This is a genomic window from Thetidibacter halocola (assembly GCF_018224955.1).
In the GTDB taxonomy this organism is placed as follows: Bacteria; Pseudomonadota; Alphaproteobacteria; order Rhodobacterales; family Rhodobacteraceae; genus Thetidibacter; species Thetidibacter halocola.
In genome coordinates this window covers 118,227-140,822 of sequence record NZ_JAGTUU010000004.1, presented here as the reverse complement: position 1 = coordinate 140,822, position 22,596 = coordinate 118,227, and the positions used below count along the sequence as shown (strand labels likewise).

The following is a 22,596-nucleotide window of genomic DNA, read 5'->3' as shown; positions in this document are numbered from 1 at the left end:
TCAGCCGAAGCCACGCCCGGACGGGAAGGGCAGGCCGGGTGAGAGGGACGCCTTCTGGCTCTGGCTCTGCGCCACGTCATGGACGGGGTTGCGGCCGGTTCCCCTGCCACGGCCGCGCTCTCCCGGAGGGGCCGGGCGGCGATCGGGACCATTGCCCGCCGCGCCGGGAACCTCGGGCTGGCCATCGTTGCCGGGATCGCCGCTTTGCGCGCCACCGCCGCCCGTGTCGGGATCCGACGTGCTTTGCTCCTGCGCCCCGGCGCTTGTCGCAACGCTGAGCGTCGCCACCATGGGCAGCGCATAGATCGCGCCGCCGGCAAGCACCTGCGTCAGCAGGCGTCGCCGCTTCGTGTCGAGTTCCGGTATGTCGGCCAAGGAAACCTCCCCAATACGGCAAACTCTATCATCACCGCGCGCATTGGATGGCGAAATGTCATGACGACCGATCTCCATGCCTCGAGCCCCGAACGGGTGGATCACTATGGCCGCCCCTCTCGCTGGTTCATGGATTATCCCTCCGATTATCTCGATGCTTCGGTGCACGAGGCGAAGGCAATCGAGTTGGCATCCCGGATTGAGTTTGGGCTCGACCTGTTCCTCGTCTGGGGGTCTCTGCTGGGCGCGGTGCGGGGCGGCGACCTGATCCCGCACGATTTTGACATCGACATGGCCTATGTCAGCCGCGCCCGCTCGGCGCAGGGCGTGCTGCGCGAGCGGGCGGTGGTTCTTGCGCATTTCCAGCGGTTTGGCCGTGTGCTGGACGGGCATTCGCCGGGTCGCTTCATGCTGCGCGGGATCGGCGGGCCGGGCGACCGGTTCGACCATGGGATCGAGATCTATACCTGCTTCGTGACGCAGGGACTGTTCTATGCCTACCCAACCCTGCCCGGCACATTGCCAAGCCGCGCGATTCGGCCCTTCCGTCAGGTCGCGTTGCACGGTGTGTCGTTCAATGCGCCAAAAAGGTCGGAGGCGTTCCTCGACCAAGCGATCGGGCCGGACTGGCGGGTGCCGCGCCTGCCGAAGGACCACAAGGAGCGCACGGGCCGCTTTCCCTGTTTCGACTTCCTTTATCCGCCCGGCGGCTGAACCAGCCCCCGGTCCCGCAGCAGCGCGATGGCCCGTTCCACGTCGGCCAGGGGCGGCTCTGCCAGGCCGAATTCTGGCGCCAGGGCACCGGCCAGCGCGGCAAGATCGCGGCTGCCATCTGCGTGCAGCCAGACGGCGGCGGCGGTCTGGTTGAGGTAATGCACCGACCCGTCGGGCCCTGCGATGTGCGCGCCGCCCGGTCCCGGTTGCAGGTGCAGCCCCGGCGTCGCAAGGGGGTGGCCGGCGCGGTCACTCATCGCGGGTCACCGCGCGGCGCGAGGCCTGAAGCCCCTTCTGGAACCCGTCAGCGTCGCCGTAGTCCATGAATTGCGCGTATTGGCGGTGCGGGTGGCGCACCGGCCCGGCATGCTTGATCGGGCACCAGAAGGCCTCGGTCCGGGCGCCGATCTCGCGGACATAGGAGATCAGTCCGTTGCAATAGCCGCAATAGACGCAGTTCAGCTTCTGCACCGCGTTGAGATAGGCCAGCATGTGGCGGTCGATGCGGATATGGTCGGCGCGCCTTACGCGCGGGATGCCGTAGGCGCGAAAGCAGATTGCCTGGTAGACCGTCACGAACAGGTCGAGCAGCGCGAAGGGCAGGATCAGGCTGTAGATCACCGGCGCGGTGACGACATGGGCGAACTTCGTCTGCGACAGGAAGACGCGCAGCGAGACGCGCAGCGCGCGGTGGCGTGCCTGCGCCTCGGCGGTGAACCGCGCCCGCCGCCCGCGCATCTCGTATTCGAAGGTCTGCCGCCGTTCTGCGATGGCCTGTTCCAGCTCGTCGCCCAGGGCATCGATCCGGGCAAGGATGCTGTCGATCGGGCGGGTCATGGCGGCTCCTGTCCTGTGCCTGCGGTCCAGACTAGGGCGCGGGGGGCCGCGCAGGCAACAGCGGCCTGCAGGTTGCATCGCCCGGCGATCCGGCGCGGGACCACGAAAGCGCCGCGAAAATCACCACAAGACTTGCGACTCTCTCCGCAGCTTGGCACCATCCCTGTACCATAGACCGGAGGAACAGCGGCTTGACCACAGCGACCCTGACCGACGCGATCCTCGAATTCCCCGACAACCGGCTGCTGATCGACCTGTGTGGGGAGTATGACCGAAACCTGACGGATATCGAGACGCGCACCGGGGTCCAGATCCTGCGCCGCGGCAACCAGCTGGCGATCCACGGTTTGCCCGAGGCACAGGCCGAGGCGACAGAGGTTCTGCGTGCCCTGTATGAACGGCTGGAGCACGGGCGCGAGGTGGGCCGGGGCGAGATCGACCGCCATTTCCGCATGGCCGAGGAAGAAGCGGGAAACGACGACCAACTCGAGATGTTCTCGGGCGGCGAGGTCGAGATCAAGACGCGCAAGAAGCTGGTCGAACCCCGCACCGAGGCGCAGAAGGCCTATGTGCGCGCGCTGTTCGCCAAGGAACTGGCCTTTGGCATCGGGCCTGCGGGCACCGGCAAGACCTACCTCGCGGTGGCGGTCGGAGTGAACATGCTGATCAACGGCCAGGTCGACAAGATCATCCTCAGCCGTCCCGCCGTCGAGGCGGGCGAAAAGCTGGGCTATCTGCCCGGCGACATGAAGGAAAAGGTCGATCCCTACATGCAGCCGCTCTACGACGCGCTGAACGATTTCCTGCCGGGCAAGCAGCTGGCGCGGATGATCGAGGAAAAGACCGTCGAGATCGCGCCGCTGGCATTCATGCGGGGGCGGACGCTGTCCAATGCCTTCGTCGTGCTGGACGAGGCGCAGAACGCCACTTCGATGCAGATGAAGATGTTCCTGACCCGCCTGGGCGAGGGCTCGCGCATGGTCATCACCGGCGACCGCACGCAGATCGACCTGCCGCGCGGCGTTCCCTCGGGACTGGCCGATGCGGAACGGCTGCTGAGCCACATTCCCGACATCGCCTTCAACTACTTCACCGCCAAGGACGTCGTGCGCCATCCGCTGGTCGCCAAGATCATCGAGGCCTACGAGGCCGAGGCCTGAGGCCGGTCAACGCAGTGTTTCCCGCGGCTGGCACAATTCCTGCGCGAGTCATGCCTCACCCGTGATAGGGTGACGCAAGGGCAACCTGCCCGGCACGTGCCGTGGCGGGAACCTTTTGCGTGAAACCTTGGGATTGCGCACCATGCCAGACCTCGTCTCCGGCGGAGCCATGACGATCGTCGCCCACCAGGACGACGACATCCTGTTCATGAACCCCGACATCCTGCACAGCATCGAGGCGGGGGTGGCCAACACCACCGTCTTCGTCACCGCGGGCGATGCCGGGGCGGGGGCTGCCTACTGGCTGGGGCGCGAATTCGGGGCCAAGGCCGCCTACGCCCTGATGGCCGGAGTGTCGGACTGGATCGACGAGACCGTGACGCTGGACCTGGGCGGCCGTGTCGTGCAAGTGGCGTCGTCCTATCTCGCCAGCGCACCGGACATCCGGCTCTATTTCCTGCGGCTGCCCGATGGCGGTGGCGATCTGCCGGAGGACCTGGCGCAGCAACTGGCGCGGCTGGATATCGGCGACCTGGCCACGGTATCCGCGCTCGACGGCAGCGCGACCTATTCCCGGCAGGACCTGGTCGGGGCGCTGGCCGCGCTGATGGCTCTGCACGAACCCGCCACGCTGCGCCTGCCGGTGCACGATGGCCCGACCGCCGCCGCCGAGCACACCGACCACCGCCGCGTGTCGATCTTCGCCGAAGAGGCGCTGGGCCTGCATGATGGCGGGCTGGTGAGCGTGACGCGCTATGTCCATTACGACAGCCGGCTGATGCCCGAGAACCTGTCGCCCGAGGATGCGGCCCGCAGCCTTGAAATCATGCAGGCCTACGCGGCGCACGATCCGGGCACGGTCGATGCGACGGGCACCCTGCTGGACGTCTACGAAAGCTGGACCGCCCGGCAATACGTGGCCGAAAGCTTTACCCTGGATACCGACGATGACGGCCCGCCACCTGCGAGGCCCGATCCGGCATGGCCCGGCCCGGGCGCGTGGGAATTCGGCCTGATGGGCGAGGATGCCGCGCTGTTCCACATCGGCTCGGCCACCGGCGCGGTGATGCCGCAAGCCTGGTTCGTGCCGTCGCTGGAGGACGCCTGGGACAGCGATGGCGACCATGTCTACGAGGTGACGCGGCTTGCGAAACCTTCAGGTGGAGGCGAGGTTCTGGCGCAGGCGCTGGTGTTTCGAACAACCGCCGAAGGAGTGCTGTCCTTTGTCTCGGGCATCGATCTGGGGCCGGGCGGGGGTGGGGCCGATCCGGGTGGCTGGACCGCCGAGGACGTTTTCTACAGCCTTGCGGGCCCCGACGCACTGCTGTTCACCGTCGATGCCGCCAGCGGCGCCGTGGCGCCTCAGCCCTGGTTCACGCCCGGCCCGAATGCCTGGGACCGGGACGGCGACCATCTCTACGAGATTCTGCGCTTTGCCACGCCACTCGACGGTGGCCCGGCGCTGGCCGAAACGCTGGTCTTCGAAACCATGCCGGGCGGCGGCTTCGTGCAATGGACCGAGGGCCTGCCGCCGGTCCATATCATTGCTGCCGCCGCGGGCATGGCGCTGACCGCCCCGCCCGACGAGACGCTTGTGGACCTCGGGCCCTGACCGCTGTATCGGCGCGGTAGGCAAGCCCCGGAAAGGACAGTCGATGCCGGTCGAGACGATTCTCGAGGACGAACGCTGGCAGGCGGCGGACCTGGCTGGCCTTGCAGATCGTGCCGCCGACGCGGCCCTGCGCCATCTCGGGCTGGACTCTGCGGGTTACGAGATCGCCCTGCTGGGCTGCGATGATGCCCGCATCGCCGTGCTGAACGCCGATTTCCGGGACAAGCCGCAGCCCACCAACGTTCTGTCCTGGCCGGACGAGGATCTGTCCGCCGAAGACCCCGGCGACACACCCCTGCCGCCGGAACCGGGCGACCCGGACGACCCGCAACCGCTGGGCGACATCGCCATCGCCTGGGACACCTGTGCGCGGGAAGCCGCCGACCAGGGCAAGCCGATGGGCGATCATGTGACGCATCTGCTGGTGCACGGGGTTTTACATTTGCTGGGCTATGACCATATTCAGGATGCAGATGCCTCTTTGATGGAGGGGCTGGAGGTCGAAATACTTGGCAATCTCGGCCTGCGTGACCCATATAGGGAAGATTAGGGGCCACGAGCCTCGCATTTGGTAAGGATCGATGGGCGATAACGACGGCTCGTCTACGGCGGCGCAGAGCGCGCGCGCGAATGGGCAGACTCATTTGAACGGCCATGTCGCCGCCGCTGGCGCGCGTGGCATTTTTGGACGCATGCTGGGCTGGTTCGGAGGCGGCAAGCCCGCCACCGTGGCCGGAGGTCCAGCGCCAACCGCGACGGCCGCGCCGTCTCACGGCATGATCAACCTGCGCAGGATGCGGGTCGAGGACGTGGCGATCCCCAAGGCCGACATCGTTTCGGTGCCGCTGACCATTACCAAGGATGACCTTGCGACCGTGTTCCGCGAGACCGGCCTGACCCGCGTTCCGGTGTATGACGGCACGCTCGACACGCCTGTGGGTCTTGCGCATCTTAAGGATTTCGCGCTGACCCACGGTTTCAACGGCAGCACCCAGCGCTTCAACCTGAAGAAGATGCTGCGTCCGCTGCTGTTCGTGCCGCCCTCGATGCCGATCGGCGTCTTGCTGCAGAAGATGCAGACCGAACGCCGCCACATGGCGCTGGTGATCGACGAATATGGCGGTGTCGACGGGCTGGTCACGATCGAGGACCTGATCGAACAGGTCATCGGCGAGATCGAGGACGAGCACGACACCGACGAGGGCCAGTTCTGGACCCGCGAAAAGACCGGCTGCTACCTTGCGCAGGCCAAGACCCCGCTGGAGGAGTTCGAGGCCGAGCTGGGAATGCAGCTGACCGACCACGACGACATCGACGGCGAAGAGATCGACACGCTGGGCGGGCTGGTCTTCATGTTGGCCGGTCACGTTCCCGCGCGGGGCGAGGTCGTGCCGCATCCGGCCGGTTTCGATTTCGAGGTGGTGGATGCCGATCCGCGCCGGATCAAGCGTCTGCGCGTCCGCCTGCCGGGCTCGACCGCGGCTCCGGTTCGCGCCGCCGCCACCCCGGCAGCCGCTGCGCCCCAACCGCAGACTCAGCAGCCACCGCCTGCCCCCCCGGCCGAGGCGGCGCGTGGCTGACACCGCGCGTGCGGCGCGGGTTCTCGGGCTGCGCCGGGCGCGTCTGCCGCTGGCGCTGGGCGCCGGGCTGCTCATGGCGCTGGGCGTCCCGCCGCTGGACCTGTGGCCCCTCGCGCTGGCAGGCTTGGTTGGCGCCTTTCTCCTTTTCGCCCTGTCGCCGCCGGGCACGCGTGCCAGCACTGGGTGGATGGTGGGTATCGGCTATTTCGGTGCCGGCCTGAACTGGATCGTCGAGCCCTTCATGGTCGATGCGCCGCTGACCGGCTGGATGGCGCCTTTTGCGCTCGTCGGCATGGCTGCAGGGCTGGCGTTGTTCTGGGCGCTGGCCTTCTGGCTGGCGGGGCGCGCGCGGCACGGGCTGGCGGCGCTGGCCGTGGCCTGGGCCGCGGTGGAACTGGTCCGCGCCTACGTGCTGACCGGTTTTCCCTGGGGATTGGTGGGCTACCTGTGGCTGGAAAGCCCGGCGATCCAATGGGTCTCGGTCATCGGGCCGCACGGGCTGACGCTGGCCACGCTGGTGCTGGCCGCCTGCCTCGCGGGCGCGCTGCGCATGGCCTCGCTCAGGCAGGCGGGGCTGGCGACGGCGCTGCTGGCGCTGTTGCTGGGGGGCGGTTGGGCGCTGACACCCCCGATGCAGGACCTGTCGGGCCGGCCGGTGGTCCGCCTCGTGCAGCCCAACGCCCCGCAGCGCGAGAAATGGGATCCGGCGATGGTCCCTGTCTTCTTCGAGCGCCAGGTCGCCGCCACCGAGGCCGCGCCGGGCCCGCTTGGTCCGCCCGCGCTGGTGGTCTGGCCGGAAACCGCCGTCCCGGTCCTGCTGCACCGCGCCGCCGACGCGCTGGCGGTGGTCAGCGATGTGGCGGGCGACACACCCGTGATCCTCGGCATCCAGCGGGGCGAGGGTGGCCTGTATTACAACTCGCTCGCCCTGATCGACGGCACCGGCGCGCTGGCGGCGGTCTATGACAAGCACCACCTCGTGCCCTTCGGCGAATACATGCCCGCCCCCGCCCTGTGGCGGCGGATCGAGATTGGCGGCCTCGCTGCCCGCGCCGAAGGCGGCTACAGCCCCGGTCCGGGGCCGCGGCTGCTGGATCTGGGGCCGCTGGGCCGGGCGCTCCCGCTGATCTGCTACGAGGCGGTGTTTCCGCAGGACGTGAATGCCGCGCCCGCGCGCCCGGACTGGTTGCTGCAACTGACTAACGACGCCTGGTTCGGCTCCTGGTCCGGCCCCTACCAGCACCTGGCGCAGGCGCGTATCCGCGCCATCGAGCAGGGTCTGCCCCTGCTGCGCGCGGCCAATACCGGCGTCTCGGCGGTGATCGATGGCGCCGGGCGCGTGCTGGACGCGCTGCCACTGAATACGGCAGGACACCTGGACGTGCCGTTGCCCGCGCCTGCCCGCGAAACAATATACGCGTATTCGGGTGATCTGTTGGCGCTTCTGGCGCTGATCGCAGCGGCCATACCCCTGGTTTTGGCCCCGCGCAGAGAAAGGCGTTGACCCCTTGTGCGCCCACCTCTAGACGAGTCCGAACATAGCATCCCGTCACAACGGCTTCCTGGCGTGACGGTTGACATTAATGGAGCGCTTATGTCCCGACAGAACTACATTTTCACCTCCGAAAGCGTTTCGGAGGGCCATCCCGACAAGGTTTGCGACCGCATTTCCGACGCCGTGCTTGACGCGTTCCTCGCAGAAGAAGCCACCGCCCGCGTCGCCTGCGAGACTTTCGCCACGACTGGCATGGTCGTCATCGGCGGCGAGGTCGGCCTGTCCGACAAGGATACGCTGAAGCGCTACATGGGGTCGATCTCCGAGATCGCCCGCGACTGCATCAAGGACATCGGTTACGAGCAGGACAAGTTCCACTGGAACACCTGCCACGTCCTCAACCTGCTGCACGAGCAATCCGCGCATATCGCGCAGGGCGTCGACAAGGACGGGGCGGGCGATCAGGGCATCATGTTCGGCTATGCCGTCAACGAGACGCCCGAACTGATGCCGGCACCGATCCAGTATTCCCACGCCATCCTGCGCCGCCTGGCCGAGGTGCGCAAATCCGGCGCCGAACCGACACTTCGCCCGGACGCGAAATCGCAGCTGTCCGTCCGCTACTTGGATGGCAAGCCCGTGGGCGTGACGTCCATCGTGCTGTCGACCCAGCACGAGAGCGAGGACCAGAGCAGCGACGACATCCGCCGCATCGTCGAACCGTATATCCGCGAGGTCCTGCCCGCCGGCTGGATCACCGAAGAGACCGAATGGTGGGTGAACCCGACCGGGACCTTCGTGATCGGCGGGCCGGATGGCGACGCTGGCCTGACGGGCCGCAAGATCATCGTCGACACCTATGGAGGTGCTGCGCCGCATGGTGGCGGTGCGTTCTCGGGCAAGGATCCGACTAAGGTGGACCGCTCGGCCGCCTATGCCGCGCGCTATGTCGCCAAGAACGTGGTGGCGGCCGGGCTGGCTGACCGCTGCACGGTGCAGCTGAGCTATGCCATCGGCGTGGCCAAACCGCTGTCGATCTACGTCGATACCCACGGCACCGGCCAGATTGACGACGCCGCCATCGAGGCCGCGATCCCGCGCGTGATCGACCTCAGCCCGCGCGGCATCCGCGAGGCGCTGCAACTCAACAAGCCGATTTACCAGCGCACCGCCGCCTACGGCCATTTCGGCCGCGAGCCCGAGGCCGATGGCGGCTTCAGCTGGGAAAAGACGGACCTGGTCGAGGCGTTGAAGAAGTCGATCTGACCCGGTCACTGCTGGAAACGCAAAAGGCGCCCCAAGGGGCGCCTTTTTTCGTCCTGACGGCACCTGTCAGCCACGCAGCTTCGGCACCGCACGCGCGCCCTGCGCCGCCTGCACGAAGGCCGCGATACGCGCGGCATCCTTCAGCCCCGGCGCAGATTCGACCCCTGATGACACGTCCACCTGCCGCGCACCGGTCATCGCCACGGCCTCGGCCACGGTCTCCGGCGTCAGGCCGCCGGCCAGCATCCACGGTTTCGCCCAGCGTTTCCCCGCGATCAGCCGCCAGTCAAAGGCCAGCCCATTGCCGCCGGGCAGGTCGGCGCCCTTCGGCGGCTTGGCGTCGATCAGGATCTGGTCGGCCACCTGTGCGTAAAGGCCGATACTTGGCAGGTCGGCCTCCTCGGCCACGCCCACCGCCTTCATCACCGGCAGGCCGTAGCGCGCCCGCACCGCCTGCACCCGTTCGGGCGTCTCGTGCCCGTGCAACTGGAGCATGTCCAGGGGCACCGCCCGGGTGATCGCGTCCAGTGTCGCATCATCGGCGTCGACCACCAGCGCCACTTTGGCCAGGCCCGGCGGCGCCAGAAGCGCCAGCGTGCGCGCCTGTTCGGGCGTCACGTTGCGCGGGCTTTTCGGGAAGAAGACAAACCCGGCATAGGCCGCGCCCGCCGCGGCGACGGCTGCGACATCCTCGGCCCGCGTCAGGCCGCAAATCTTGACCCGCACGTCCTGCATGACGCGTCCCCTGCTTCTCTGGTTCAGAAATTCCGCGGGGAAGTCCCGAAAGGAAAGGGGCAAAGCCCCCATGCCGCGCCCGTTGTCAGCTCGCCTGGTCGAGCAGGGCCAGGACCTCGTCCTTGTCCTTGTCGCGCTCTGCCTGGGTCTTCTTCAGCTCGCGCTGAAGCGTCTTGACCTCGGCCTGCTTGCGCGCGGCCTCGGCGCGGTGCTTGTACTCGCGCAGCCATTCCCAGACGAAGCCGATCAGCAGACCCGCGACGATGCCGATGAACACCACCAGGAACAGCGGCATCTCGATCGAGACAGCCATCCAACCGAGCCCCGGGATGGCAGCCAACCCCTCGGGCAGGCTGCTCAGCGTCACCGTCTGGCGATTCGCCAGGGCCACCGACACCAGCACGATGGCCAAGGCGGCGAGGAAGGCATAGCGGATATAGCGCATGTCACTCTTTTCCGTTCAGGCGGTCGCGCAGCAGCTTGCCGGTCTTGAAGAAAGGCACATGCTTTTCCTCCACCTCGACCGACTCTCCCGTCCGCGGGTTGCGGCCTGTGCGCGCGTCGCGCTTCTTGACCGAGAAGGCCCCGAAGCCCCGCAACTCGACCCGATCGCCCCGGGCCATGGCGTCGATGATTTCCTCGAAGATCGTGTTCACGATTCTCTCGACATCTCTCTGGTAGAGATGCGGGTTCTCATCCGCAATCTTCTGGATCAATTCCGATCTGATCATCTCACATCCCCCTGATCGACGTCTTTTTGCGTCGTCCCTAGGGGTGACTATACGCGCGGGCCTCGAAAACGGAAACATGGAATGCGTTGGAAAAGCCAAGTTTAGCAGCGGTTTGCGCGGCTTTGGGCAGGCTTTGCTCGGCTTTGTGGCGCTTGCGGACAGTGCCGCGCCGCAGAAAAGCCGCCACGCGGCATGGCGCGATTCGCGGCGGGTACCGGTCAGGCCAGGCCCGCCAAGGGGGGGGCGTTCGGCGATCCGCGGGCGGCGCAGCGCCAGCATACGGCGCGCCTCGTCGGCTCGGCCGAGGCGCAGCAGGACCAGAACCAGCGTCAGTTCCAGCAGGTCGCGCTGCGCGCGGGACCCTCCGATGCGCTCGCTTTCAGCCAGCACCGGCAGCAGCGCCTCCAGCGCGCTGCCCCAGTCCTGCCGGGCCACCGCGGCCCAGGCGCGGGCCACCGGGCGCACCAGGTCGGCGGCAAAGCCCCGGTCGGCCTCGGCCAGCCGGGCCAGCCGCTCGCCCTCTCCGGCCATGGCATGGGCGAGGGCCGCATGCATGTCGGCGAAACTCTGGCCCGGCGTGGCGAAATGCCTTGCGGCATAGTCGCTGAGCGCGGCCCAGCGTTCTGGTCCGACCGGGACCCCCGCGACCTCGGCCCGGAACAGCAGCGACGCGCTGTCGGTGAGCACATTGATCGGCAGGCTGTGCCCGGCGCCGGGCCCGATGGCATCGTCGAACAGCGCCCACATCGCGGGCGCGTCGTCATCGGCCAAAGCCCAAAGCGCGCAGTGCCACGCCAGGTGCCCATGCAGCACGCTGCGTCGGTCATACTCCGCCAGCCACCCGGACAGGTAGGCGCGGCCCTCGGCGGTCTCTCCGGCCTCGTAATGCGCGTGCGCCTTGAAATGTGCGCCATTCGCGTTGCGCGGGTTCACCGCCAGCGACCGCGCCATCAGTGTCTGGCTTTCGCCGATCCGCCCGACCTCGCACAGCGACAGCGCATGCATGGACTGCATCCACCAGTCCTCGCCGTAATGCGGCAGCAGCCAGGCGGTATAGGCCAGCAGCGCCGCCTCGCGTCCGACCTCGCCGGAAAAGCCGATCAGCCCGAAGACATTGGTGCAAAGCTGCGCGGCCATCGCGTCGCGGGGATGCTCGCGGACATGCTCGGCGACGATGGCACGGGTCTCGGCAGGGCGGCCCGCCAGCAGGGCGGCCATCGCGGCGATATGGCGGGTCTCGCGCGCATCGCCGCCCAGCGCCTGCGCCTCGGCCAGTGCGGCGCGCGCGCCCGCCATGTCGCCGCCCATCATCCGCGCCCGTGCCCGCCCGGCATGGCCCAGCGCAAAGCCGGGATCGGCCTCGACCGCTTCGGCAAAACCGGCCTCGGCGCCGTAGTTGCCACCGAGGAACAGGGTCACCGCCCGGTCATGCGCGTCACGTGCGGCGGCGCTTTCGGTGCTCAGGCGGTTGCCGTACAGGTCTGTCTGGGGCATGGCGGGCTCCTTTTGGGTCAACCCTGACACGCGGCGACAACGCAGGCCAAACGAAAAAGGCCCGGCGCGGGGCCGGGCCTTTTCCAGATGTCATCCGATCCGTGGGATCATTCGCCGCGCTTGAGCGCCGCACCCAGGATGTCGCCCAGCGAGGCACCGGAATCCGACGAGCCGAACTGCTCGACCGCTTCCTTCTCCTCGGCGATCTCGCGCGCCTTGATCGACAGGCCCAGACGGCGGGTCTTGCTGTCGATGTTGGTCACGCGGACGTCGACATGGTCGCCGACCGAGAACCGCTCGGGGCGCTGCTCGGAGCGGTCACGCGACAGGTCGGAGCGGCGGATGAAGGACTTCATGCCCTCGTATTCCACCTCGATGCCGCCATCCTCGATCGCCGTCACGGTGACGGTGACGATCGAGCCACGCTTCACGCCGCCGACGGCGTCGGCGAACTTGTCGCCGCCCAGGGCCTTGATCGAGAGCGAGATACGCTCTTTCTCGATGTCGACCTCGGAAACGACGGCCTTGACCACGTCACCTTTGCGGTATTCCTGGATGGCTTCCTCGCCGCGCTGATCCCAGGACAGGTCCGACAGGTGGACCATGCCGTCGATCTCGCCCGGCAGGCCGATGAACAGACCGAATTCGGTGATGTTCTTGACCTCGCCCTCGACCACGGTGCCCTCGGGATGCGTTTCCGCAAAGACTTCCCACGGGTTGCGCTGTGTCTGCTTCAGGCCCAGCGACACGCGGCGCTTGGCGCCGTCGATCTCGAGAACCATGACGTCCACTTCCTGCGAGGTCGACACGATCTTGCCGGGATGCACGTTCTTCTTGGTCCAGGACATCTCCGAGACGTGGACCAGACCCTCGACACCCGGCTCCAGCTCGACGAAGGCGCCGTAATCGGTGATGTTGGTCACGCGGCCCTGGTGGACCGAGTTCAGCGGATACTTGACGCCGACCAGATCCCACGGATCTTCCTGGAGCTGCTTCATGCCCAGACTGATGCGGTGGGTGTCCTTGTTGATCTTGATGACCTGGACCTTGACGGTCTCGCCGATCGACAGGATCTCGGACGGGTGGTTGACGCGGCGCCATGCCATGTCGGTGACGTGCAGCAGGCCGTCAACGCCACCCAGGTCGACGAAGGCGCCGTACTCGGTGATGTTCTTGACCACGCCGTCCACGGCCTGACCCTCGGTCAGGTTCGAGATGACCTCGGCGCGCTGCTCGGCGCGGCTCTCTTCGAGGATCGCGCGGCGCGAAACCACGATGTTGCCGCGGCGGCGGTCCATCTTGAGGATCTGGAACGGCTGCTTGAGACCCATCAGCGGGCCGGCATCGCGCACGGGGCGCACATCGACCTGGCTGCCGGGCAGGAAGGCCACGGCGCCGCCGAGATCGACGGTAAAGCCGCCCTTGACCCGGCCAAAGATCGCGCCCTCGACGCGGGCGTCGTCGGCATAGGCCTTTTCCAGGCGGTCCCAGGCTTCTTCACGGCGCGCCATCTCGCGGCTGATCACGGCCTCGCCACGGGCGTTTTCCGCCGCGCGCAGGTAGACCTCGACCTCGTCGCCGACCTTGACGTCCGGCTGTTCGCCGGGTTCTGCGAATTCCTTGAGCTCGACGCGGCCTTCCATCTTGTAGCCGACGTCGATGATGGCCTGGCCCGCTTCGATCGCGATGACCTTGCCCTTGACGACCGTGCCCTCATCGGGCGTGTCCATTTCGAGGCTCTCGTTCAGGAGCGCTTCGAATTCTTCCATGCTAGTGTTTGCCATGTGGCGTATATCGTCCTTTTCATCGGTTTTCTGGCCATGCGGTTGTCTCCGCCGGTCTTGCGAAATTGGTCACTCGGGCGACCCGCAAAGCAAAGAGGGCCGGTGGATGCCCGACCCTGCTCGATCTCTCTGGCTTGCGGCGTTTACGCCTTCTCGACGCGCGGGCTATAGACCTTGCGGCTCCGCGGATCAAGCCCTCATGGGCCGGGGCGACGGTGGCATGGATCGGACCTCTCGGGTTTGATCCAGTTCAAGGCGCAAATACCGGGACATAGTCGTATTGAGAGATGACCCTCTTCTACATCGACCCCAAGGCGTGCCGTGCTGCTCTGCCTGCCGGTTATCAAGTCGTCCTGATGCCCTCGATGACGCTGGCCTTCCTTGTCGGGGCTGCGCTGGACTTCGTCTTCATGGGCAGCGCGGACCCTACAGCAGGCGTTCCGGGGCAACCTGTGTCAGCCTTTCTGCCCTTCTTTCTGTTTCCTCCCATCTTTCTGCTGATGGCGTTTTCCCTCGTCTTTGCAAGGCCGAGGTTGGGTCGATCGCTGGAGACCGGGTTCGTCGGTTATGGCGCGGCCGTCGTGACGGGCCTCGGTATGGGTTTCGCCATCGCCCTCGTTCCGGCCGCATTCGGCCTGCTGCTCGTTGCACCAGAGGCGGTGCAGGCCGACGCGAGGCTCGTGCTGGCCGGGGCGATCCACGGCGCCGTCGTCTATGGCATGCCATCCGCCGTGTTGGTCTGGGCACGGCTGCAAACCACATTTCCCGAGATTTCGGCCACGATGCTGGGCGAACGCTGGTATTTGCGCCCGCTTATGACACTCTTGCCTTTCGGTCTGATACCGTTTTGGCAGATGTTTTTCTGGCCGTATTTCATGACGGTCTGAGGCGGTTCAGCAATACCGCTCCGGCCCGACCCACTGATCGTCTGAGTAGCGGTCGCCATGGGCCCAGCCCACCGGCAGGATACGGTTGATCTCGGCAAGATCCGCGTCCGACAGAGTGATCTGTGTGCCGCGCACCAGATCGGCGAAATGCGCGGTCGAGCGCGTGCCGGGGATCGGCAGCACATGGTCGCCGCGCGACAGGCACCAGGCGATGGCGATGGCGGCGGCCGGCTCTCCCCGTTCGCGGGCAAAGGCGCGGAATGCGTCGGTGATCCGGAGGTTCTCGGACAGGTTCGGTTCAATGAAGCGCGGATTGGTCTTGAGGAAGGGCAGGGTGGGGATGACCTCGGCCGGCAAGGGCGTGTCGGTCAGAAGCGACCGTCCCACCGGCGAAAAGGCCACCAGCGCCACCCCCAGTTCGGCGCAGGCCTGCACCAGGCCAAGCTCCGGAAAGCGCGTCGCCAGCGAGTATTCCGACTGCACCGCCGCCACGGGATGCACCGCGTGGGCGCGCCGCAGGGTGCTGGGCGCGATCTCGGAAAAGCCGATGGCGCGCGTCTTGCCCTTCTCGACCAGCCGCGCCAGTCCGCCCGCGATCTCCTCGATCGGCATTCCCGCATCCCGCCGGTGGACGTAGTAGAGATCGACGCAGTCCAGCCCCAGTCGCGCCAGCGAGGCGTCCAGCGACGCCTCCATGAACGCGGGCGAGTTGTCATAGGGGGTGCGCCCGGTCTTGCCGCCGCGGTTGATCCCGCCTTTGGTGGCGATGTGCATCGCGTCCCGCGCGCCGGGGTTCGCCTTCAGCCAGGCGCCGATGGCCTCTTCCGACCGGCCCATGCCGTAGACGCTTGCCGTGTCGACATGGGTCACGCCCGCCTCGCGCGCCGCGTCGAGAATGGCAAAGGAATTCGCCTCGGTCGTGGGTCCGTAGAAATCCGCGAAGGACATGGCCCCAACGCCCAGGCAGGACACGACCTGCCCGCCAACCGTTACTGTCCGCATGATGAATTTCCCTTCGTTCCGACCGGGCGAAGGGTAACGGCGCAACAGCCGGGGTCAAGCGCGGCGGGAATCCACCACGGCGCGCGCCGCCGCCAGGGCCTCGTCGATGCTCATGGTCGTGGTGTCCAGCCGCACCGCGTCCGGCGCGGGGCGCAGGGGCGCATCCGATCGCTCCATGTCGCGCCGGTCACGGGCCTGGACGTCGGCCAGCACCTCGGCATAATCGCTGGCGATCCCGCGCTCCAGCAATTCCGCGTGCCGACGCCGCGCCCGCGTCTCGGCATTTGCGGTCACGAACAGCTTCACCTCGGCCTCGGGGCAGATGACGGTGCCGATATCCCGCCCGTCCAGAACCGCGCCGCCCGAGCGCCGGGCAAAGGCGCGCTGGAAATCCAGCAGCGCCGCGCGCACCTCGGGGATGACCGCCACTTTCGATGCCGCCTGCGCCACCTCGGGCGTGCGCAACGCGTCGCCGTCCAGCGCCTCGGCGCGCAGGGCTTTCGCGGCCTCCAGCGGATCGACGCCCTCCATCATCCGCGCGCCCACCGCCCGATAGAGCAGCCCGGTATCCAGATGCGCAAAGCCGTATTCGGCTGCCAGAAGGCGCGAGATCGTGCCCTTGCCGCTGGCCGCGGGCCCGTCGATCGCGATGGTGAATGCCATAAGACCCTCTCGTGATGCTGGACCGCCTGTCTAGCGCGAAGCCCGGCTCAGGAAAACCCGCCCCTCAGCCCGCATCGCGCTCGATCCGCGCGCCAAGCTCCGCCATCAGCGCCTCAAAGACCGGAAAGGACGTGGCGATCGGACCGCCATCGTCCACCCGCATCGGCTGGTTCGAGGCCAGGCCCATGACCAGAAACGACATGGCGATGCGGTGATCGAGATGCGTCTTGACCGTGACGCCACCCTTGACCCGGCCAAAGCCCTCGCCATGCACGGTCCACCAATCCTCGCCCTCGTCCACCGCGATCCCCGCGGCGCGCAGGCCGGTGGCCATGGCGTCGATGCGGTCGGATTCCTTGACCCGCAATTCCTTGACGCCCGGCATGTGCGTCTTGCCCTCGGCAAAAGCCGCGACCACCGACAGCACCGGGTATTCGTCGATCATGCTGGCGGCACGCTCGGCGGGCACCTCGATCCCCTTGAGGTTCGGAGAGAAGCGCGCGCGAAGGTCGGCGACAGGCTCGCCGCCTTCTTCGCGCATGTTCTCGAAGGTCAGGTCGGCACCCATGTCCTGCAGGGTAAAGAACAGGCCGGCCCGCGTCGGGTTCAGCCCGATATTCGGCACCAGCACGTCAGAGCCCTCGACGATCAGCGCGGCGCAGACCGGGAAGGCGGCTGAGGACGGGTCGCGCGGCACGACGATGCTCTGTGGTTTCAACTCGGGCCGGCCCTGAAGGGTGATGACATGGCCCTCGTCGGTGTCCTCGGTGGTAACGGTCGCGCCGAAACCCGCCAGCATCCGTTCCGAATGGTCGCGCGTCGCTTCGCGCTCGATCACAACGGTCTCGCCCGGCGCGTTCAGCCCGGCCAGCAGCACGGCGGATTTCACCTGCGCCGAGGGGACTGGCGTCGCGTAGCGCACCGGCAGCGGATCGGCCGCCCCGATGATGGTCAGCGGCAGACGCCCGCCGGACCGCCCGTAAGAGCGCGCGCCAAACAGCGCCAGCGGATCGGTGACCCGCGCCATCGGCCGCTTGTTTAGGCTGGCATCCCCGGTAAAGGTCGCGGCGATGGGCGAGGTCGCCATCGCCCCCATGATCAGCCGCACGCCGGTGCCGGAGTTGCCGCAGTCGATCACTTGCGACGGCTCGGCTAAGCCGCCCACGCCCACGCCGTGGATATGCCAGGTGTCGCCCGCCTTCTCGACTTGCGCGCCGAAGGCCTGCATTGCCTTGGCGGTGTCGAGCACGTCCTGGCCTTCCAGTAGCCCCGTCACGGTGGTCTCGCCCACCGCCATCGCGCCGAGAATGAGCGAGCGGTGCGAGATCGACTTGTCCCCGGGCACATGCGCCTCGCCTGTCAGCGGGCCGGAGCGACTGGCGGTCATCGGGACGGGGGTGCCATGGGCGGACATTCGGGGACTCCATGCTGCGTTCGCTGGCCTGATAGACCGGGCCAAGGCTCTCGTCCACCATTGGCAGGTGTCCGGTCGGCAAGTGCGACTTTCCTGACCTGCCGCGGCTTTGCCGGGATGTTATGATCATGGTGCTTTTGATACCTTGCGACCGCATTTCCGGTCGTGCCGGGCACTTACCTGCAAGGAGCTTTTCCGTGACGGTCTTTTACAGTTTCCCCGATTTCTACACCTTCATCGGCGTGATTGGCGCCTGCACCTACATCACCAATTACACCGCCCTGTCGTTCCGCAGGGTCGACCCGGACAGTATCCTGTATTTCTCGATCAATTCCTGCGCCGCATTCTGCGTCATGACGTCGATGCTGGCGCAGATGAACCTGCCATCGCTCATGATCCAGAGTTTCTACCTCACGGTCAGCCTGATGGCGGTCGTGTTGCGCCTGCTGCGTCGGCGGCGCGAACCGGACCGGGGCTGGTCGGGACGGATGCGGACAGAGCGCCGCTGACCGGCGGCATCAGGTCTTGCGGAAGGTCAGGTAATGCGGCGTGCGGCCTTCGCGCAGCGCCTTCTGCTCGTAGCGAGTCGACAGCCAATCGCCCCACGGCTGACGCCAGTCCTGCGGCCGCTCGGCCAGCCACTCGAACCCAGCCTTCGGCACCTCGATCAGCGTCTGGCGCACGTAGTCGGGGATGTCGGTCGCGACTCGGAACTCGGCCCCCGGCTTCATCACCCGCGCCAGCGGCTGAAGATGGTCGGGCGTCACAAAGCGGCGCTTGTGGTGCTTCTTCTTCGGCCAGGGATCGGGATACAGAAGGAACGCCTTGTCGATGCTCGCATCCGGCAGCACGTCGAACAGGTTGCGCACGTCGCCCGGATGCACGCGCAGGTTCGTGACCCCGGCCTCGCGGATCTTGCCCAGTAGCATCGCGACCGCGTTCATGAAGGGCTCGCAGCCGATGATGCCTACCTCCGGGTAGGTCGCCGCCTGGTGCACCATGTGCTCGCCGCCGCCGAACCCGATCTCCAGCCAGACCGGCGCACCGCCGAACAGCGCGGCCACGTCCAGCAGGTGCCGCTCGGGGTTCACGTCCCAGTCGACCGGGCCGGGCGACAGCCGGTCGAGATCCTCCTCGATATAGTCGACCTGCTTCGGGCGCAGGGTCTTGCCCCGGACGCGGCCATAGAAGTTGCGCCAGGGCGCGTCGGGATGCTTGTTGGACGTGGTCATGGCCGCGCCGTTTACCCGCGGCGCGGCCCGGGGGCAAGCCGATCAGGGATCGATCAGGATCGAGCCCAGCACCTCGAGCGTATCCCCTGCGCGGCGCACCACCAGAACTTCGCCCGACCGCGTGCTGCGCCCGGTCAGGGCCGAGATGTTGACCTGGTGCGTAACGATCATCGCCCGCCCCGAAAGCCCGTCGATCAAGTCCAGCGCCTGCGCGGTTCGGTCCTCGCGGTCGCTGAAATCGGCGAAGAACGAGTTGAAGGCGGGCACAGGTTGCACGGCGCCCAGCCCAAGCAATTCCGCCGTCTCGGCGCAGCGGCACCACTGACTCGACAGGACCGTGTCAAACGGGATGCCCCGGTCGCGGAACGCCTGACCGATGGCGCGCGCCTGCGCCCGACCCCGGTCGTCGAGGTTGCGCTGCGTGGCGCAATCCGTCACGTCGAACCCCGCCGGATCGCCCGTGCCGGGCGCCACGGCGTGGCGCATGATGGCGAAGGCTCCGGGCCGCTCCAGCGCGGCCCAGTCGTTCGCCAGCGCCAGCCCCGGCCAGACTAGGCCAAGGCACAGGATCAGCAGGCGGATCAAAGGCGTTCGTCGAGAAAGCCAAGCAGGCCGGACCAACTGCCTTCGTCGGCGGTCAGGTCATAGTCGTTCGAGCCCCAGACGGTAAAGCTGTGCCGCGCGCCGCCAAAGACCTGCGCGCCATGCGTTACGCCCGCCGCCTGCAACTGGTCCAGCAGCGAGGCAAGGTCGGCCATGCCCGAGACCGGGTCGGCCGAGCCGTGGAACAGCATCACGGGCGCGGTCGTCGCCGCGTAGTCCTGACCCTCGGGGGTGCCCAGCCCGCCGTGGAAGCTGACGAACCCGGCGAGGTCCGCGCCGGCGCGTGCCGCCTCCAGCACCGCTGCGCCGCCAAAGCAGTACCCCATCAGCACCAGGTCCGACGTCGCGCCGGTGATGTTGGCCGCTTCCATGATCGAGCCCATCAGGCGGGCGCGGAATTCCTCGCGGTCGCCGTAAAGCGCACCGGACAGGGCGCGGTTCTCGTCCACACTCGTCGGGTTCTCGTCGGCGCCGTAGACGTCGATGGCGAAGGCGGTGTAGCCCAGCGCGGCCAGCATGTCGGCGCGCTTTTCCTCGTAGGCGGTCATGCCGTCCCAGTCATGCACGATCAGGACGGTGCCCTTGGGCTCGATCGCGGTGTTGGTGGCGACATAGCCCTCATACTCGCGGTCGCCCACGGTGTAGCGGTGATACTCGCCCACCAGTTCCGCCTGCGCGGCGGTGGCGATCAGGGCCGTTGCGGCCAGAATGCTGCGGAAGATCATGTGCGTCGCTCCGTGTCGTTTGATCTACCCGACAAATAGAGCACACGCGCGCCGATCAAGTCAAAGCAGGTCCAGCACCCGTTCCGGCGGGCGTCCGATTACGGCGCGGTCGCCGTCGAACAGGATCGGGCGCTCGACCAGTTTCGGCGCCGCGGCCATCGCCGCCAGCAGCGCGGCGTCGCCGCTGTCGCGGGTCAGTCCCATCGCCTTGAACTCGGCTTCCTTGACGCGGACCATCTCGATCGCAGGAACACCAAGGGCACTCTGCGCCGCGCGCAACTCGTCGAGGCTGGGCGCGTCGTCCAGGTAGCGGCGGACCGTTGCCGCCACGCCGCGCTCTTCCAGCAGTGCCAGCGCGGCGCGGGATTTCGAACAGCGCGGATTGTGCCACAGGATCAAAGCCATCTGTCCCTCCCGCTGCCCACGGCCTGCGCCACAGTCTCGAACCCGTCGCGTGCGAGCAGCGCATCCAGCCCGTGCACGATCCGTGGCACGAGGCCGAGGCCCCCGTATACCAGCGCCGTGTAAAGCTGCACCGCCGATGCGCCCGCGCGGATTTTTTCATAGGCCTGTTCGGCCGATGCCACGCCGCCCACGCCGATCAGCGGCAGTTTCGCATCCGTCAGCTGCGACAGGCGCGCCAGCACGCGGGTCGATCTCTCGAACAGCGGCTGTCCCGAGAGGCCGCCGGCCTCGCCCTTTTGGCGCGAGGACAGGCCGTCGCGGGACAGCGTCGTGTTGGTGGCGATCACCCCCGCCACGCCCGAGGTCAGCGCGACCTCGGCCACGTCCTCCAGCCCGGCCGCGTCCAGATCGGGCGCGATCTTGAGGAACACCGGGATCGGCCGGGGCAGGGCGTCACGCGCCTCCATCACGCCGGCCAGCAAGGCGGCCAGCGCGTCCTTGCCTTGCAGGTCGCGCAGTTTCTCGGTGTTGGGTGAACTCACGTTCACCGTTGCGAAATCGAGATGCGGGCCGCAATGCTCCAGCACCTGTGCAAAGTCGCGGGCGCGGTCGGCGCTGGTCTTGTTGGCGCCCAGGTTCAGGCCCAGCACCATCGTCTTGGGCCGGTGCGCCAGCCGGTCGCCAATCGCGATCATGCCGTCATTGTTGAAGCCGAAGCGGTTGATTGCCGCCGCGTCCTCGGTCAGGCGGAACAGGCGCGGCTTCGGGTTGCCAGGCTGTGGAAAGGGCGTGGCCGCACCCACTTCGACAAAGCCAAAACCGGCGCGCGCCAGCGGATGCAGTGCCTCGGCGTTCTTGTCGAACCCGGCGGCCAGCCCCACGGGGTTGGTCAGGTCCAGACCCGCCACAGTGGTCCGCAGCCGGTCGGATGTGACCGTGCCGGGCAGCGGCGCCAACCCGTTGCGCAGTGCCCGCAGGGCCAGCCCATGCGCGTCCTCGGGGTCGAGCCGGTGCAGAAAGGCCAGCCCAGCGCGTTCCAGCAGTGTCATCCGAACACCTCCCCTGTCGCGGCGGGCGCGCAGCGGATCAGGCGCGAGGTCAGGACCGCCGCCTGCCGATGCACCACGGCGATTGCATAATCCGGGTCCTTGACCATCGCCATGAAGGCATGGGCCGAGGGATAGCGCGCTACAAAGACATGGTCCCAGCGCTCGTCCTGCGGCCCGATCAGCACCGTCCGATAGTCGCCCCGCCACAGGATCGCCCCGCCGACGCGCCGCAGCACCGGGGCGCTCTGCGCGCCGTAGCGGGTATAGGCCTCGGCCCCCGTCAACCCGGCCGCGTGCAGGTCGTGCCCCTCGGGATAGCTGGCGCGGTCACGCAGTCGCACGAGGTTCAGCATCTCGCAGGGCTCATCCCGGTCCAGCGCCTTGAAGGCGTCGAACTGGTCGCGCGTCGGGTCGACTTGTGTCATGCGAAGCCGTCCGGAAACCGGTGCGCACCATCCTCCAGCGGCAAGGGCTGGCACCAGGCGACATGCGCTAGCGTCATCGGTCCGTAATAGTGCGGAAACAGCGCGCCGCCGCGCGACGGCTCCCATTTCAGCGCGTCCGCCATCCGGTCGGTCTCGAACGCGGCAAGGAACAGCCCGTCCTCGCTGGCGAAGTGTTTCGCTGCCGTCTCGCGTGCCTGCCCGGCGGTCGAGAAATGGATATAGCCGTCGGCCATGTCCACGGGCGCACCGGCGGTCTCGCCTTCGGCGCGCAAGGCCTGCCATTCGGGGCCACGCAGTATCTTGTAGATCTCCATGGCCCCGGATGTGCCGCCCCGGGCCCGCCCGGTCAAGCGCCATTGTCACCCGGTTGTCATCGCTGCGCGCGAA

The 22,596-nt window shown here is 67.5% G+C and carries 26 protein-coding genes and 1 riboswitch; of the genes, 9 read left to right on the top strand and 17 right to left on the bottom strand.

From position 1 onward, the window contains the following. On the bottom strand, nucleotides 1–375 hold the full coding sequence (locus tag KB874_RS10560) for a hypothetical protein (RefSeq protein ID WP_212536545.1): 375 nt from the start codon (nucleotides 373–375) through the stop codon (nucleotides 1–3). Nucleotides 376–435: 60 nt separating this feature from the next. Here KB874_RS10560 and KB874_RS10555 point away from each other — a divergent pair, with 60 nt between their 5' ends. Continuing rightward, nucleotides 436–1,089: a LicD family protein gene (locus KB874_RS10555; RefSeq protein ID WP_212536544.1), complete on the top strand. Its 654-nt coding sequence runs from the start codon at nucleotides 436–438 to the stop codon at nucleotides 1,087–1,089. Here the strand turns inward: KB874_RS10555 and KB874_RS10550 are convergent. Together KB874_RS10550 and KB874_RS10545 are read right to left on the bottom strand one after the other, a co-directional pair. Then, on the bottom strand, nucleotides 1,071–1,346 hold the full coding sequence (locus KB874_RS10550; protein WP_212536543.1) for a PqqD family protein: 276 nt from the start codon (nucleotides 1,344–1,346) through the stop codon (nucleotides 1,071–1,073). The genes KB874_RS10555 and KB874_RS10550 overlap by 19 nt on opposite strands. Next, the gene (locus KB874_RS10545) at nucleotides 1,339–1,926 is read right to left on the bottom strand and encodes a hypothetical protein (protein WP_212536542.1); all 588 of its coding nucleotides are present in this window, start codon (nucleotides 1,924–1,926) and stop codon (nucleotides 1,339–1,341) included. The genes KB874_RS10550 and KB874_RS10545 overlap by 8 nt, the downstream gene beginning before the upstream one ends. Nucleotides 1,927–2,117: 191 nt before the next feature. Here KB874_RS10545 and KB874_RS10540 point away from each other — a divergent pair, with 191 nt between their 5' ends. The 6 genes from KB874_RS10540 to metK all read left to right on the top strand — a co-directional run bounded on the left by KB874_RS10540 (nucleotide 2,118) and on the right by metK (nucleotide 9,039). Then, on the top strand, nucleotides 2,118–3,086 hold the full coding sequence (locus KB874_RS10540; RefSeq protein ID WP_212536541.1) for a PhoH family protein: 969 nt from the start codon (nucleotides 2,118–2,120) through the stop codon (nucleotides 3,084–3,086). Nucleotides 3,087–3,228: 142 nt separating this feature from the next. Then, nucleotides 3,229–4,698 carry a PIG-L family deacetylase gene (locus tag KB874_RS10535; RefSeq protein ID WP_212536540.1) on the top strand — a complete coding sequence of 490 codons (1,470 nt, stop codon included), beginning with the start codon at nucleotides 3,229–3,231 and terminating at the stop codon, nucleotides 4,696–4,698. 43 nt (nucleotides 4,699–4,741) lie between these two features. Continuing rightward, nucleotides 4,742–5,248 carry an rRNA maturation RNase YbeY gene (gene ybeY / locus KB874_RS10530; RefSeq protein ID WP_212536539.1) on the top strand — a complete coding sequence of 169 codons (507 nt, stop codon included), beginning with the start codon at nucleotides 4,742–4,744 and terminating at the stop codon, nucleotides 5,246–5,248. Nucleotides 5,249–5,474: 226 nt separating this feature from the next. Beyond that, nucleotides 5,475–6,278 (top strand): hemolysin family protein, encoded by an 804-nt coding sequence (locus KB874_RS10525; RefSeq protein ID WP_428849241.1) that lies wholly within the window; start codon nucleotides 5,475–5,477, stop codon nucleotides 6,276–6,278. Between the two features lie 73 nt (nucleotides 6,279–6,351). After that, complete coding sequence (lnt, locus tag KB874_RS10520; RefSeq protein WP_212536926.1) at nucleotides 6,352–7,782, top strand: apolipoprotein N-acyltransferase; 1,431 nt, start codon at nucleotides 6,352–6,354, stop codon at nucleotides 7,780–7,782. 39 nt (nucleotides 7,783–7,821) lie between these two features. Next, nucleotides 7,822–7,869: riboswitch (SAM-SAH riboswitch) on the top strand. Nucleotides 7,870–7,872: 3 nt separating this feature from the next. After that, entirely contained in the window at nucleotides 7,873–9,039 is a 1,167-nt protein-coding gene (metK, locus tag KB874_RS10515) for a methionine adenosyltransferase (protein WP_212536537.1), read from the top strand. Nucleotides 9,040–9,105: 66 nt separating this feature from the next. On the opposite strand, the gene KB874_RS10510 is transcribed toward metK, so the two are convergent. The 4 genes from KB874_RS10510 to rpsA form a co-directional block, all read right to left on the bottom strand. Further along, the gene (locus tag KB874_RS10510; RefSeq protein ID WP_212536536.1) at nucleotides 9,106–9,774 is read right to left on the bottom strand and encodes a phosphoribosylanthranilate isomerase; all 669 of its coding nucleotides are present in this window, start codon (nucleotides 9,772–9,774) and stop codon (nucleotides 9,106–9,108) included. An 85-nt stretch (nucleotides 9,775–9,859) separates the two neighbouring features. Further along, nucleotides 9,860–10,219: a lipopolysaccharide assembly protein LapA domain-containing protein gene (locus KB874_RS10505; RefSeq protein ID WP_212536535.1), complete on the bottom strand. Its 360-nt coding sequence runs from the start codon at nucleotides 10,217–10,219 to the stop codon at nucleotides 9,860–9,862. 1 nt (nucleotide 10,220) lies between these two features. Continuing rightward, a complete protein-coding gene (gene ihfB, locus KB874_RS10500) occupies nucleotides 10,221–10,505 on the bottom strand; it encodes an integration host factor subunit beta (RefSeq protein WP_212536925.1) in 285 nt (94 codons plus the stop codon). 1,601 nt (nucleotides 10,506–12,106) lie between these two features. Continuing rightward, nucleotides 12,107–13,792, bottom strand: a complete 1,686-nt coding sequence (rpsA, locus tag KB874_RS10495) for a 30S ribosomal protein S1 (protein ID WP_346346545.1) — start codon at nucleotides 13,790–13,792, stop codon at nucleotides 12,107–12,109. A 278-nt stretch (nucleotides 13,793–14,070) separates the two neighbouring features. On the opposite strand from rpsA, the gene KB874_RS10490 reads away from it, so the two are divergent. After that, nucleotides 14,071–14,670 (top strand): hypothetical protein, encoded by a 600-nt coding sequence (locus tag KB874_RS10490; protein WP_212536533.1) that lies wholly within the window; start codon nucleotides 14,071–14,073, stop codon nucleotides 14,668–14,670. Between the two features lie 6 nt (nucleotides 14,671–14,676). Here KB874_RS10490 and KB874_RS10485 read toward each other — a convergent pair whose 3' ends face one another. The 3 genes from KB874_RS10485 to aroA all read right to left on the bottom strand — a co-directional run bounded on the left by KB874_RS10485 (nucleotide 14,677) and on the right by aroA (nucleotide 17,749). Beyond that, nucleotides 14,677–15,672 (bottom strand): aldo/keto reductase, encoded by a 996-nt coding sequence (locus tag KB874_RS10485; protein ID WP_212536532.1) that lies wholly within the window; start codon nucleotides 15,670–15,672, stop codon nucleotides 14,677–14,679. A 54-nt stretch (nucleotides 15,673–15,726) separates the two neighbouring features. Next, nucleotides 15,727–16,335 carry a (d)CMP kinase gene (locus tag KB874_RS10480; RefSeq protein WP_212536531.1) on the bottom strand — a complete coding sequence of 203 codons (609 nt, stop codon included), beginning with the start codon at nucleotides 16,333–16,335 and terminating at the stop codon, nucleotides 15,727–15,729. A 64-nt stretch (nucleotides 16,336–16,399) separates the two neighbouring features. After that, a complete protein-coding gene (aroA, locus tag KB874_RS10475; protein WP_212536530.1) occupies nucleotides 16,400–17,749 on the bottom strand; it encodes a 3-phosphoshikimate 1-carboxyvinyltransferase in 1,350 nt (449 codons plus the stop codon). Between the two features lie 197 nt (nucleotides 17,750–17,946). On the opposite strand from aroA, the gene KB874_RS10470 reads away from it, so the two are divergent. Continuing rightward, nucleotides 17,947–18,258 (top strand): CBU_0592 family membrane protein, encoded by a 312-nt coding sequence (locus KB874_RS10470; RefSeq protein ID WP_212536529.1) that lies wholly within the window; start codon nucleotides 17,947–17,949, stop codon nucleotides 18,256–18,258. 9 nt (nucleotides 18,259–18,267) lie between these two features. Here the strand turns inward: KB874_RS10470 and trmB are convergent, their stop codons facing one another. The 7 genes from trmB to KB874_RS10435 are packed head-to-tail and all read right to left on the bottom strand — an operon-like array spanning nucleotide 18,268 to nucleotide 22,523. Further along, nucleotides 18,268–18,981, bottom strand: coding sequence for a tRNA (guanine(46)-N(7))-methyltransferase TrmB (trmB, locus tag KB874_RS10465; protein ID WP_212536528.1), 714 nt, complete (start codon nucleotides 18,979–18,981; stop codon nucleotides 18,268–18,270). Nucleotides 18,982–19,023: 42 nt separating this feature from the next. Beyond that, entirely contained in the window at nucleotides 19,024–19,566 is a 543-nt protein-coding gene (locus tag KB874_RS10460; RefSeq protein ID WP_249200413.1) for a histidine phosphatase family protein, read from the bottom strand. Then, a complete protein-coding gene (locus tag KB874_RS10455) occupies nucleotides 19,563–20,309 on the bottom strand; it encodes a dienelactone hydrolase family protein (RefSeq protein WP_212536527.1) in 747 nt (248 codons plus the stop codon). Before KB874_RS10455 ends, KB874_RS10460 begins: the two co-directional genes overlap by 4 nt. 60 nt (nucleotides 20,310–20,369) lie before the next feature. Further along, on the bottom strand, nucleotides 20,370–20,708 hold the full coding sequence (gene arsC, locus KB874_RS10450) for an arsenate reductase (glutaredoxin) (protein WP_428849245.1): 339 nt from the start codon (nucleotides 20,706–20,708) through the stop codon (nucleotides 20,370–20,372). Beyond that, complete coding sequence (locus tag KB874_RS10445; protein ID WP_212536525.1) at nucleotides 20,705–21,763, bottom strand: quinone-dependent dihydroorotate dehydrogenase; 1,059 nt, start codon at nucleotides 21,761–21,763, stop codon at nucleotides 20,705–20,707. The genes arsC and KB874_RS10445 overlap by 4 nt, the downstream gene beginning before the upstream one ends. Continuing rightward, complete coding sequence (locus KB874_RS10440) at nucleotides 21,760–22,188, bottom strand: DUF1330 domain-containing protein (RefSeq protein ID WP_212536524.1); 429 nt, start codon at nucleotides 22,186–22,188, stop codon at nucleotides 21,760–21,762. The genes KB874_RS10445 and KB874_RS10440 overlap by 4 nt, the downstream gene beginning before the upstream one ends. After that, nucleotides 22,185–22,523, bottom strand: a complete 339-nt coding sequence (locus tag KB874_RS10435; protein WP_212536523.1) for a DUF952 domain-containing protein — start codon at nucleotides 22,521–22,523, stop codon at nucleotides 22,185–22,187. The genes KB874_RS10440 and KB874_RS10435 overlap by 4 nt, the downstream gene beginning before the upstream one ends. Nucleotides 22,524–22,596 lie beyond the last annotated feature (73 nt).